Annotated in this window: 6 protein-coding genes; 5 read left to right on the top strand and 1 reads right to left on the bottom strand. The window is 65.8% G+C overall.

Going from position 1 to position 13,365, the window contains the following annotated elements; genetic code table 11:
* Positions 1–90: 90 nt before the first annotated feature.
* Together glgX and ACFRJ8_RS15870 are read left to right on the top strand one after the other, a co-directional pair.
* Positions 91–2,205 (top strand): glycogen debranching protein GlgX, encoded by a 2,115-nt coding sequence (gene glgX, locus ACFRJ8_RS15875; protein ID WP_377987122.1) that lies wholly within the window; start codon positions 91–93, stop codon positions 2,203–2,205.
* A gap of 22 nt (positions 2,206–2,227) precedes the next feature.
* Entirely contained in the window at positions 2,228–2,584 is a 357-nt protein-coding gene (locus ACFRJ8_RS15870; protein WP_377987121.1) for a barstar family protein, read from the top strand.
* A 60-nt stretch (positions 2,585–2,644) separates the two neighbouring features.
* On the opposite strand, the gene glgP is transcribed toward ACFRJ8_RS15870, so the two are convergent.
* Complete coding sequence (gene glgP / locus ACFRJ8_RS15865) at positions 2,645–5,263, bottom strand: alpha-glucan family phosphorylase (RefSeq protein WP_377987120.1); 2,619 nt, start codon at positions 5,261–5,263, stop codon at positions 2,645–2,647.
* 150 nt (positions 5,264–5,413) lie between these two features.
* On the opposite strand from glgP, the gene ACFRJ8_RS15860 reads away from it, so the two are divergent.
* From ACFRJ8_RS15860 to ACFRJ8_RS15850, 3 genes are read left to right on the top strand one after another with little or no spacing between them, the layout of a single operon-like run.
* The gene (locus tag ACFRJ8_RS15860) at positions 5,414–7,486 is read left to right on the top strand and encodes an alpha-1,4-glucan--maltose-1-phosphate maltosyltransferase (protein ID WP_377987119.1); all 2,073 of its coding nucleotides are present in this window, start codon (positions 5,414–5,416) and stop codon (positions 7,484–7,486) included.
* A gap of 5 nt (positions 7,487–7,491) precedes the next feature.
* Positions 7,492–9,288: a maltose alpha-D-glucosyltransferase gene (gene treS / locus ACFRJ8_RS15855; RefSeq protein WP_377987118.1), complete on the top strand. Its 1,797-nt coding sequence runs from the start codon at positions 7,492–7,494 to the stop codon at positions 9,286–9,288.
* A 1-nt stretch (position 9,289) separates the two neighbouring features.
* Complete coding sequence (locus ACFRJ8_RS15850; protein WP_377987117.1) at positions 9,290–12,997, top strand: 1,4-alpha-glucan branching enzyme; 3,708 nt, start codon at positions 9,290–9,292, stop codon at positions 12,995–12,997.
* The last annotated feature ends 368 nt before the right edge of the window (positions 12,998–13,365 follow it).

Genomic DNA, 13,365 nt, shown 5'->3' with positions numbered 1-13,365 from the left:
TACAGTATGCAGTGCGGCGGTCCGTACACTGCAAAACGTCATGAAAACGAAAACGGGGGCCACTTGTCCGGCCCGGCTAAGCTTTAAGCAATGGTTATGTCTTACATAGATACCGCTTCTACCGTAGACGCTTCGCGGGCGTTTCCGCTGGGGATCAGCACTCCGCACACCGGATCACCGGCAGTGGACGATCCCCGAGGTGAGTGCGCCAACGTGGCCGTCTACGCGCCCGGTGTGACCACCCTGGAGATCGCATACCAGGCGCCGGGGGGCACCTGGCAGGTAAAAACCCTGCCCAATTACACCGACGGCGTGCACCACGGCATTGTGGAAGGCATTCCCGCCGGTTCGCGCTACGGCTTCCGGGCTTCGCAGAAACACGAGGCCCTCCCGCTGTCCATGCCTGCCACGGATTTTGATGCCGTCGACGAACAGCCGTTGTTGATGGACCCCTATGGCCGGGGCGTCGACGAGCGTGAGGGCCTGATCGCCAGCGTCCGGGTTGGCGACGACTTTGACTGGGGGCTGGACCGCAGCCCGCGCGTCCCATGGCGCAACACGATCGTCTACGAAGCCCATGTAAAGGGCCAGACGAAGCTGCACCCGGACATTCCGGAGGAACTGCAGGGGACGTACGCCGGGATGGCGCACCCGGCCATGATCGAGCACCTGGTCTCCCTGGGCGTCACGGCGATCCAGCTGCTGCCCGTCCATTTCCATGTGGACGAGCCGCATCTGCAGCAGCTCGGGCTGACGAACTACTGGGGCTACAACACAGCCGCCTTCTTCGCCCCGCACCCCGGCTACGCCACCGCGGCCGCCCAGGCCGCCGGCGCCCGCGCGGTCCAGGACGAGTTCAAGGGCATGGTCAAGCTGCTGCACGCAGCCGGGCTCGAGGTCATCCTCGACGTCGTGTACAACCACACCGCCGAGGGCGGCACGGACGGTCCCACCCTGAGCTTCCGCGGCCTGGGCGAGATGCAGTACTACCGCAACGACGGCCACGGCAAGTATGTGGACACCACAGGCTGCGGCAACAGCCTGAACTTTTCCGAACCCCGCGTGGTGCAGCTGGTGCTGGACTCCCTGCGCTACTGGGTGAGCGAGTTCCACATCGACGGCTTCCGCTTCGACCTTGCCGTCACGATGTGCCGGAACAGCGCCAACGAATTCGACCCGCGGCACCCCTTCCTCGTCGCGGTGGGCGCCGATCCTGTTCTGTCCGGGGTCAAGCTGATTGCCGAACCCTGGGACGTCGGCTACGGCGGCTGGCAGACCGGCCGGTTTCCGGCCGGGTGGGTGGACTGGAACGACCACTTCCGCGACGCTGTCCGCAGCTTCTGGCTCGCCGACCGCGCCGCGATCGACGGCGGCGGCAGCGGCGGCCCGGTGGCCCGCCTCGCGGACGCCCTCTCTGGTTCTGCCCAGCTGTTCGAATCCTCGGGCCGGACCCGGCTTGCCTCGCTGAACTTGATCACAGCCCACGATGGCTTCACCCTGGCCGACCTGACCGCGTACGACCGCAAGCACAACGAGGCCAACGGCGAGCAGAACCGGGACGGCCACGGCGACAACCGCAGCTACAATCACGGCTTCGAGGGCCCCACCGAGGACGGCGACATCCTCGCCAAGCGCGCCCAAAGCCGGCGTAACCTGATGGCCTGCCTGATGATTTCCCAGGGCGTACCCATGATCACCGCCGGGGACGAGATCGGCCGGACCCAGCACGGCAACAACAACGCCTACTGCCAGGACAATGCGCTGACTTGGATTGACTGGACCAGCACCACGGAATCCCATGCGATGTTGCGCACCACCAAGCGCGTCATCCGGCTGCGCAAGGAGTTCCTGGCCAGTCAGCCGCATGATTACCCGGCGCGTGACAAGCAGTCCTACTTCCACTGGTTCGATGTGGACGGCAAGCCCATGTCAGCCGACACGTGGCATGACCCCGGCCACCGGGTGATCCAGCTCCTGCTCGGCTCCGACGATGGGCACGTGGACGGCCTCGTGGTGGTCAACGGCGGCGCCGACGACGTCAAGGTCACCTTGCCACAGCTGAGGAACGAGGACGGAACCGGGCACCGGCTCTTCGAGCTTCGCGTGACCACCTCCGAACTGCACGACCGGCGTCAGGGCGCCCGCGTTGCCTCCGGTGAACGGGACCTCGTCCAGGCCAACACGATCAATATCTACCGCACCTAATTATTTCGAGATTAAGGACCCCATGAAGATTTACTCGGCTGAGACCTGGACCATCGAAGAACTCACGGCGCAAATCGACGACGCCGGCCGCCGCGCCTTGGTGGTCCCCGCCGCTGAAACCAAGCAGGCGGTCCTTGACACGTTCGGCCAACTCCTGGACTTCCCCGATGAGTACGGCACAGACCTGGACGCCCTGCACGATTCGCTGCACGACGTCGCCGATGCCGTGACGGACGAGGGCGAGGCCCCCGTCACCTTCATCTGGCAGGTTCCAGCCGCCTTCCGCGCGGACCTCTCCTTCGCTGTCATCTGCGAAACGCTGCAGGACGCCGAAGGCTACGCCGGCAAGAGCCTTGACGTCATCGCCGTCTGCCTCTAGGAGGCCGGGCGCAGACGGCGCCAGCCGCTGAGATCAGCGCTGACAATTAGGCACTGACGGTCAGGCGTTGACGATCAGGCCGAGCTCCGCCTTGGACGCCAGCGCCTCGTTCTTGGGGAGCACGCGCACGGTGTAGCCGAAGGACCCCGAACGGTCGATCACCAGCGTGCCGCTGAACAGATGCCGGCCCTTGCCGAGGTCCTCGGCGGCCTTCAGCTCCGCGACCGTGATGTCCGTCAGCTCGTCTGTGTCCCCGGCACGGCCGTAGGCCACTTCAACGTAGACGTCGTCCGGGGAGAGCTCACGCAGGGCAACGTACGCATTGACCTGCAGCAGATCGCCGATCTGCGGGTCCTCGGAAACCCCCACAGAGTCGACGTGTTCCACCTGGATCTGCGGCCACGCGGCCCGGATCCGGGAAGTCCACGCCGCCAATGCCTTGGCCTGCGCGTAGTTATCCGCCACGGCGTGACGTCCGGCGATCGCGGCTGGCCGGTACAGCACGTTGACGTAGTCCCGGAGCATCCGTTCCGCGGAGACCGCCGGGCCAAGGTGGGACATGGTGTGCTTGATCATGGAGACCCAGTGCGTGGGAACCTTCTGCGGGCCGGGCTGGGACGGTCCGGCAGCTCCGGCCGCGTCGGACACGGTCAGCCCGTAGAACCGCGGTGCCACCTGCGTTTCGAGCAGCTCGTACAGTGCCGCCGCCTCGATGTCGTCACGTTCTTCCGGGGAGGCGTCGTTGTTGGCGGTCGGGATCGCCCAGCCGTTCTCGCCGTCGTACATCTCATCCCACCAGCCGTCCATGACGGAGAGGTTCAGCGAACCGTTCAGGGCAGCCTTCATGCCGGACGTTCCGCAAGCCTCCAGCGGGCGCAGCGGGTTGTTCAGCCACACATCGCAGCCGGGGAACAGGGTCCGGGCCATGGCGATGTCGTAGTTGGGCAGGAACGCAATCCGGTGCCGCACGGCGGGATCGTCGGTGAACCGGACCAGGTCCTGGATCATTTTCTTGCCGGCGTCGTCGGCCGGGTGGGACTTGCCGGCGATGACCAGCTGGATGGGGTGCGTCTTGTGCAGCAGCAGCGCCTTGAGGCGCTCGGGGTCCCGTAGCATCAGGGTCAGCCGCTTGTACGTCGGCACGCGGCGGGCAAAGCCAATGGTCAGGATGTCCGGGTCCAGGACGGAGTCCGTCCAGGCCAGCTCGGCGTCGGCCGCGCCGCGCTTCTTCCAGGCGGCCCGGAGCCGGCGCCGGACATCTTCCACCAGGGACACCCGCATCTCGCGCCGCAATGCCCAGAGGTCCTCGTCGGTGACGTTGTAGGCCAGGTCCCAGCGGCCCTGTGCCTCTGACTCGGCGCCGAACTGGTCCCGCGCCAACGCGGCGATCCGGGGATCAACCCAGGTGGGGACATGCACGCCGTTGGTGACGGAGGTGATGGGGATTTCGGAGTGGTCGAAGCCCGGCCACAGGGCGGAGAACATTCCGCGGGAGACTACACCGTGCAGTTTGGCCACACCGTTGGCCCGCTGGGCCAGCCGCAGTCCCATGACGGCCATGTTGAACACGAACGGGTTGCCATCGGCGAAGTCTTCCCGGCCCAGGTCCAGGATCTTTGCCACCGGGACGTCCGGGGCGAGGCCGGCCTCGAAGAAGTGCTGGATCTGGGAGATCTCGAAGCGGTCGATCCCGGCGGGGACCGGCGTGTGGGTGGTGAAGACCGTGGACGCCCGCCCGGCGGCCAGGGCTTCGTCCCAGCTCAACGGCGCCGTGCCGGACATCAGTTCCTGGATCCGCTCGACGCCAAGGAACCCGGCGTGGCCCTCGTTTGTGTGGAACACCTCCGGCGCGGGGACGCCCGTGAGCCGCTGGAACTCGCGCAGCGCCTTGACCCCGCCCATTCCCAGCAGGAGTTCCTGCTGGAGCCGGTGGTCACCGCCGCCGCCGTAGAGGCGGTCGGTGATGCCGCGGGCGGCTTCGTCATTGCCCGGAACGTTGGAGTCCAGAAGCAGCAGCGGAACGCGCCCGACGTCGGCCCGCCACACGTGCGCCAGCAGGCGGCGGCCGTGGGGGAGGGGCAGGGAGATCTGGATCGGTTTGCCGTTGCCGTCCGGGGCGGCCTCGCGCAGGAGCGTCAGGGGCAGCCCGTCCGGGTCAAGGACCGGGTACGTTTCCTGCTGCCAGGCGTCCCGCGAGAGCGACTGCTTAAAGTAGCCGGCCTGGTAGAGGAGGCCGACGCCGATCAGCGGCACGCCAAGGTCCGAGGCCGCTTTCAGGTGGTCGCCAGCCAGGATGCCAAGGCCGCCGGAGTACTGGGGCAGGACCTCGGTGATGCCGAACTCGGGCGAGAAGTACGCGATGCACGCCGGGGCGCCGTCGCCCAGGCTCTGGTACCAGCGAGGCTGTTCCAGGTACCGGTCGAGGTCGTCGGCTGCGGCATGGACCCGCTGCACTACGTCCTGGTCCGCCGCGAGGCGCTGCAGCTCTTCCCGGCTTACCAGGCCCAGGAAAGTCACGGGGTCGTGGGCGCTCTCCGCCCAGATCCCGGGGTTGAGCCCCTCAAAAAGCTCCCGGGTGGGCCGGTGCCAGGACCACCGGAGATTGGTGGCGAGCCGGGCCAGCGGCCGGATCGACTCCGGGAGAACGGTTCGGACAGTAAATCTGCGGATTGCCTTCACCAGCGAAACACTAACGGACAAGTCGTTGCCCCGGAACGACTTTAAGATTCTTTCCTGTAAATGACGGATATCGGTCGGCCAGAACCGGAAACGTCCCAAAATCGTTCGAGGCCTTAGCATTCTGGCCGTTTTGTAGATAACGTCGAGCCTGTGACGAATAACTCGCGAACCAGCGCCGTGTCCAAGCAAAAGCCCAAGGCCCTGATCACGGATGGCCTGCGATTTGGCCGCTTTCCGATCACCGCCGTGCAGCCTTCGGTAGAGGGCGGAAAGTTCCCCGCCAAAGCCGTCGAGGGCCAAACCATTGTCGTGGGAGCCACCGCGTTCCGGGAGGGACACGATCAGCTCGGCGTCAGCGCCGTCTTGCTCGACCCCCGCGGCAAAGAGCGGCAGCGGGTCCGCCTCGCCCCGCCGCGCGGACCGCGCGGGATGGGCACGGACCGCTGGGAAGGCCTCCTGACCCCTCCCGCCACCGGCAACTGGTCCTTCGTCATCGAGGCCTGGCACGACCGCTACGGCACCTGGCACCACAACGCAGAGGTCAAGGTGGAAGCCGGCATCGATGTCGAGCTGATGCTGGCCGAAGGCGCAGCACTGCTGGCGGAGGCCTCCGAGGACGCCTCGCGTCCCTCCGGTGACCGCAGAACCCTGCGGATGGCCGTCGTCGTCCTCTCCGATACTTCCCGGTCACCCGAGGAGCGCCTCGCCGCCGGCTTCGGCGCCGACGTCGTTGCCGTGGTCGATCGCCAGCCCATCCGGGAACTTGTGACGGTTTCCGAGCCCTACCCGCTGCTGGTGGAGCGCGCGCTGGCCGGGTCCGGCTCCTGGTACGAATTCTTTCCACGTTCCGAAGGCGCCGTGCGCAACCACGAGACGGGGGAATGGACCTCAGGTAACTTCCGCACGGCAGCGCGGCGCCTCGACGCAGTCGCCGCCATGGGTTTTGACATCATCTATATGCCGCCGATCCACCCGATCGGTGTCCAGCACCGCAAGGGACCGAACAACACCCTGATCGCCGGGCCGCACGATCCCGGCTCGCCGTGGGCCATCGGGTCCCATGAGGGCGGCCATGACGCCATCCACCCGGATCTGGGCACCTTCGAGGACTTCGACGCCTTCGTGGCCCGGGCCGGCGAACTGGGGCTGGAAGTGGCCTTGGACCTGGCGCTGCAGGCCGCGCCGGATCACCCGTGGGTGCAAAGTAACCCGGAATGGTTCACCACCCGGGTCGATGGCTCTATTGCGTACGCGGAGAATCCGCCGAAGAAATACCAGGACATTTTCCCGCTGAATTTCGACAACGACCCCGCCGGGCTGTCCAACGAAATTTTCCGGATCGTGATGCTCTGGGTCAGCCACGGCGTCAAGATCTTCCGGGTGGATAATCCGCACACCAAACCCGTGTGGTTCTGGGAATGGCTGATCGCCAAGGTCAATAAGAAGCACCCCGACGTCGTGTTCCTGGCCGAGGCTTTCACCCGCCCGGCCATGATGCACGCTCTTGGCCGGGCCGGCTTCCAGCAGTCCTACACGTACTTCACCTGGCGGAACACCAAGGAGGAACTGGAGACGTACTTCCAGGAGGTCAGCCACGAATCGGCGGCCTACTTCCGGCCGAATTTCTTCGTCAACACCCCGGACATCCTCACCGAATACCTGCAGTTCGGCGGCCCGGCGGCCTTCAAGATCCGTGCCGCCCTGGCCGCGACGGCGAGCCCCATCTGGGGCGTCTACGCCGGCTTTGAGCTCTACGAACACGTGGCACGTCCCGGCGCCGAGGAGTACATCGACAACGAGAAGTTTGAGTACAAGTCCCGCGACTGGGACGCGGCGGCCGAATCCGGACGCACCCTGGCTCCGTACCTGACCCGGCTCAACGCGATCCGCCGCGAGCACCCGGCCCTCGGGGACCTGCAGAACCTGACGGTTCACGAGAGCTCGGACACTTCCACCGTGGTGTATTCCAAGCACAAGACCCTCCCGGACGGGACCAAGGACACCTTGATCGTCGTCGTCAACGTGGACCCGCACGGCACCCGGGAGAGCACCGTATCCCTGGACCTGCCGGCGCTGGAACTGGACCCGGAGAACTTCACGCACAATGGCCGTTTCATGGTTGATGACCTGCTGACCGGCGAGAGTTGGGAATGGGGGGAGTACAACTACGTCCGTCTGGACCCGCACGTCGAGCCCGTTCACGTTCTTAGCATCCGGAGGTAGTGCCAGTGAGTTTCAGCCCGCAGAACCCCAGCCAGCACTTCAGCCCGAGGGGGAGCTTTGAACTGAACGCTCCAGGGCTCCAGCATGATCCCCTCTGGTACCGCAAGGCGGTCTTTTACGAGGTGCTCGTCCGGGGCTTCGCCGACGGAAACGGAGACGGCTCGGGAGACTTCCACGGCCTGATCGACAAACTGGACTACCTGCAGTGGCTGGGGGTGGACTGCCTCTGGCTCCCGCCGTTCTTCCAGTCACCGCTGCGCGACGGCGGCTACGACATCTCGGACTACAACTCCGTGCTGGACGAGTTTGGCACCATCAGCGACTTCAAACGGCTCGTGGCGGAGGCGCACGCCCGGGGCGTCCGGGTGATCATCGACCTCCCGCTGAACCACACCTCTGACCAGCACCCGTGGTTCCAGGAGTCGCGCAAGGACCCCGACGGTCCGTTCGGCGACTTCTATGTCTGGAGCGACACGGACGAGAAGTATGAAGACGCCCGCATCATCTTCGTGGACACGGAGGAATCTAACTGGACCTTCGACCCCATCCGCCGGCAGTTCTTCTGGCACCGGTTCTTCAGCCACCAGCCCGACCTCAACTTCGAGAACCCCAAGGTCATTGATGCGCTCTTCGACGTCGTGCGGTTCTGGCTGGACCAGGGGATCGACGGCTTCCGGGCCGACGCCATCCCGTACCTGTTCGAGGAGGAGGGCACCAACTGCGAGAACCTGCCCCAGACCCACGAATTCCTGCGGCAGTTGCGCCGGATGGTCGATGAAAGCTACCCGGGCCGGGTCATCATTGCCGAGGCCAACCAGCCTCCCGCGGAGGTGGTGGAGTACTTCGGCACCGAAGAGGAACCGGAGTGCCACATGGCGTTCCACTTCCCGATCATGCCGCGCCTCTACTATGCGCTGCGTGACCAGAAGGCGGCGCCCATCATCGAGACGATGAAGGACACGCCGGACATCCCCGAAGGCGCCCAATGGGGCACGTTCTTGCGCAACCACGACGAACTGACCCTGGAGATGGTCACCTCCGACGAGCGCGCCGCGATGCTCGGCTGGTACGCGCCGGATCCGCGCATGCGCGCCAACATCGGCATCCGACGCAGGCTGGCCCCGCTGCTGGATAACTCCCGCTCCGAAATTGAGCTCATCAATGCCCTGCTGCTGTCCCTGCCGGGCAGCCCTTTTCTGTACTACGGGGACGAGATCGGCATGGGGGACAACATCTGGCTCGAGGACCGCGACGCCGTCCGCACCCCGATGCAATGGAACCCGGACCGCAACGCCGGGTTCTCCGCCGCCGACCCCGGCAAGCTGTACCTGCCGGTGATCCAGTCGCTGGTCTACAACTACAGCATGGCGAATGTGGAGGCCGAGGCCGCCCATTCCGGTTCACTCTTGCGCTGGACCCGGCAGATCCTGAGCGTCCGCAAGAACCACCCCGCCTTCGGGCTGGGCGGATTCAAGCATGTGGAGGCTGACCACGACGTCGTTCTTGCCTACCTGCGTGAACTCCCGGAAGGCAACGCCGCCGGCGCGGACGCCGAGACCATCCTGTGCGCCTTCAACCTCTCCCAGCATCCCGTGGCGACCACGCTGCGCGTGCCAGGCTTCGCCGGCAGGGGCCTCCGGGACGTCTTCGGCGGCCAGGCGTTCCCGGGCATCGGCGAGGACGGAGCCCTGACGCTGACCCTGGGCAGCCACGATTTCTTCTGGCTGCGGATCCGGTCCGCCGCCTCCAACCCGACATCACCGTTCACGCAGGCGATGCCCGTCCTGTCCATTGAGGGTTGAGATGACTCGACCAGCACTTGCCCCGGCCTTGAGCGGACTGCTTGGCGCCTGGCTGCCGCGCCAGCGATGGTTCCCCGTCAAGACTGCCGAGTTCACCTTCGAGCCGGCGGGCGGCCTGCGTCTGGAGGCCGCCGCGGGCGAGGGCGCAACGGGCGGGACGGCGTTTGAGGTGTTGCTTGTTGCGGTGTCATACCCCACGCCCAGTGGCAGCCGGACCGACATCGTCCAGGTGCCGCTCAGTTTCCGGCCGGAACCCCTGCCGGGGGCAGAGCGCGCCTTGATCGGCGAACTTCCCGGCACCCGTGCTGATGCCGCGCACCGGTGGGTCTACGACGGCGTCCATGACGCCTCCTTCGTCTCCGCCTGGCTCGAGCTCATGCGCCACGGCGGGAGTACGCCGTCGGGCAATGCCACCGGCCACCTCGTGGAGTCCGGCTACCGCCTGCCGTCCGCAACGGGCAAGGTCAAGGTGCTCGCCGGCGAGCAATCGAACAGTTCAGTGATAGTGGACGACGGCGGCTCGGCAGCCATCGTGAAGTTCTTCCGCGTGCTCTCGGAAGGCCAGAACCCCGAGGTTGAAATCGGTGCGGCGCTGACCGCTGGGCGCACCGAGGAGGTCCCGGCAACCCTTGGCTGGGTAACCGGTGAGTGGGAGACTCCGGCGGCCGCCCTCGGGACGGAACCGTCCGGCGCCGCCCGACCTGCCCGCGGCGAGCTCGCTGTCGCGCACGAATTCCTCGCCGGCGGGCTCGATGCCTGGGGGCTCGCCGTGGACGCGGCCAGCCGGGGGATCGGGTTCACTGCCGAAGCCCACGCGCTGGGCGCCGCGACCGCCACCGTGCACCGGAGGCTTGCCGAGGCACTGGGCACGGCCGCCGAGTCTGCTCCGGGGCAGGACATCGCTCCGGGAGTAGCCCAGCGTGTCCGCGAGTCCTGGGCCCAGGCGTCCAACGCCGTCGGGCCGTACGAGGAAGCGCTGAACGGTCTCCTTGGCCGGCTCGAAGGTACGAGTGCCGGACCGCTACAGCGGATCCACGGCGACCTCCACCTCGGGCAGATCCTGCAGGTTCCGGGCAGTACCGTCGGGGCCGCGCCGCGCTGGGCCATCCTCGATTTCGAGGGCGAGCCTTTGCGCCCCATCTCGGAACGCAACTTCCCCGACGTCCCCCTCCGCGATGTCGTGGGCATGCTGCGGTCCTTCGACTACGCCGCCGGCGCCGCCGTCCGCGAAAATCCCGGTGCGGTGGTGCCGGGGACCTGGGTGGACGAGTGCGCTGAGGCTTTCCTGGCCGGCTACGCCGAAGTCATCCCCGGCAGCATCGACCGCGACTCGCCGCTTTTTGTGGCGCTGTGGCTCGACAAAGCCCTCTACGAAGTTATCTACGAATTAAGGAACAGGCCGGACTGGCTCCCCATTCCGGTAAATGCATCGCGTCGTCTCCTCGGCAGTACAGGTTCCGGCGTCGCCGCCGAAGCCGCAGCGGAAGGTATAAAAATGACAGGATCAGCACGTATCGATCGGCCCGGCGCACCACTGCCCGTGGACGGTGAGACCCTTGCGAGGGTCTCCAGCGGCGAACACCACGCGCCCCACTCGGTCCTGGGTGCCCACCTTGATGACCATGGCCACGTCACGATCCGGACGGTCAAGCACCTTGCGGAAGAAGTTTCTGTCGTGACGTCGGCAGGCGCCACGCCCATGACGCACGAATCGGGCGGCGTGTGGGTGGCCGTGATGGAACCGCTCGAGCACGGCCACGTGCCGGATTACCGGCTCGAAGTGACGTACAAGGACCACGAGCCGCAGGTCATGGACGAGCCCTACCGCTACCTGCCGACCATTGGCGAAGTGGACCTGCACCTGATCGGCGAGGGCCGGCACGAACGACTGTGGGATGTACTGGGCGCGCATGTCCAGCACTACAAGTCCTCGCTGGGAGACGTCGACGGCGTGTCCTTCGCAGTCTGGGCCCCGAACGCCCAGGCAGTGCGCGTCAAGGGCGACTTCAACGGCTGGGACGGCCGTGAACACTCCATGCGCTCCCTGGGTTCCACCGGCGTGTGGGAGGTCTTCATCCCAGGGGTTGTAGCAGGGGCGTGCTACAAGTTTGAACTGCGGACACGGCACGGATATTGGGTGGAAAAGGCGGACCCGCTGGCCTTCGGGACCGAGGTCCCCCCGCTGACGGCATCCCGCGTGGTTGAGCCTTCCTATGTCTTCAAAGATGCCGAGTGGATGGACGCCCGCGCTGCCAGCGATCCGCACAACTCGCCCATGAGCGTCTATGAGGTCCACCTCGGCTCGTGGCGGGTGGGACTGGGCTACAAGGAACTGGCCAAGGAACTGGTCGAATACGTCAAGTGGCTGGGCTTCACCCACGTGGAATTCATGCCCGTGGCCGAGCACCCCTTCGGCGGTTCGTGGGGCTACCAGGTCACCTCCTACTTCGCGCCGACCTCGCGCTTCGGGCACCCGGACGAGTTCCGGCACCTCGTCGACGAACTCCACCAGGCTGGCATTGGCGTCCTCCTGGACTGGGTCCCGGCGCACTTCCCTAAGGACGAATGGGCTCTGGCCCGGTTCGATGGCGAAGCCCTGTACGAGCACGCCGATCCGAACCTGGGCGAACACCCGGACTGGGGCACGCTGATCTTCGACTTCGGCCGCACAGAGGTGCGCAACTTCCTGGTGGCCAATGCGTTGTACTGGCTCGAGGAGTTCCACATTGACGGACTGCGCGTGGACGCCGTCGCCTCCATGCTGTACCTGGACTACTCGCGCGAAGAGGGGCAATGGCAGCCGAACCGCTATGGCGGCCGCGAAAACCTTGAGGCGATCTCCTTCCTCCAGGAGGTCAACGCCACGGTCTACAAGACCCACCCTGGCGCGGTCATGATCGCCGAGGAATCCACGGCGTTCCCGGGCGTCACCGCACCCACGAGCGTGGGCGGCCTGGGCTTCGGGCTCAAGTGGAATATGGGCTGGATGCATGACTCGCTCAAGTACATGTCCGAGGACCCGTACAACCGCCGGTGGCACCACGGCACCATCACGTTCTCGATGGTCTATGCCTTCACGGAAAACTTCCTCCTGCCGATCAGTCACGACGAAGTTGTGCACGGTAAGGGCTCCATGCTGCGCAAGATGCCCGGCGACCGGTGGCAGCAGCTGGCCAACCTGCGGGCGTTCCTGGGCTACCAGTGGGCTCACCCGGGCAAGCAGCTGATCTTCATGGGCACGGAATTCGGCCAGGAAGCGGAATGGTCGGAGCAGTACGGCCTGGACTGGTGGCTGGCGGACATCCCGGCACACAAGGGCATGCAGCTCCTGACCAAGGACCTCAACGAGCTGTACCGTTCCACGCCGGCCCTGTATGAGCAGGACAACCGGCCCGAAGGCTTCCAGTGGATCAACGGGGGAGACTCGGATCGCAACGTGCTGACGTTCATTCGCCGCGACGCGGACGGCAACCCGCTGGTCTGTGCTGTGAACTTCTCCGGCGGCCCGCACGCGGACTACCTCCTGGGTGTCCCGGCGGCCGGCGAATGGCAGGAAGTGCTCAACACCGACGCCGCCAGCTACGGCGGTTCCGGGGTGGAGAACGCCGGCACCCTGATTGCGACGAAGGACGCACTCGACGGGCAGCCGGCCGCACTCGCCGTGACCCTGCCTCCGCTCGGGGCGGCGTACTTCAAGCCGCTGGGCTAGGCGCAGCGCCCGGGTAACCGGGCGGGTAGCACCGAAGCATGCCCGTGAGAGGCCCGGAATCCGCGTGATTCCGGGCTTTTTTGCACCCTCTTCGAGGTGGCTTTGTCAGCCACGCGAAGTGGTGGTAGAGTTTATTTCCGCGCTGCTCCCCGGAGTTGAACGGCCACAAAAACCCAGAAGCCAATGGCAAGCTGAGTTTGGAACGCCGATTTGACTAGGGTGAAGCGGCCGGGTAAGTTTGAAAAGTTGCTCCGGAGCGATCCTCGACCGAAATGGTTGTGGTGGTGCCGGGTGTGTCTGTTGTTTGAGAACTCAATAGTGTGCCAAGTTTGTTGATACCAATTTATTGTATTGAATTGGTTGAATTG

This window comes from Arthrobacter sp. NPDC056886, from assembly GCF_042788715.1.
GTDB lineage: Bacteria > Actinomycetota > Actinomycetes > Actinomycetales > Micrococcaceae > Arthrobacter.
This window is presented reverse-complemented; position numbering and strand designations above follow the sequence as displayed.

Bases quoted from the DNA above. Each gene is read 5' to 3' on its own strand.
- glgX (WP_377987122.1), top strand. From the start codon at position 91: ATGGTTATGTCTTACATAGATACCGCTTCTACCGTAGACGCTTCGCGG.
- ACFRJ8_RS15870 (WP_377987121.1), top strand. From the start codon at position 2,228: ATGAAGATTTACTCGGCTGAGACCTGGACCATCGAAGAACTCACGGCG.
- ACFRJ8_RS15850 (WP_377987117.1), top strand. From the start codon at position 9,290: ATGACTCGACCAGCACTTGCCCCGGCCTTGAGCGGACTGCTTGGCGCC.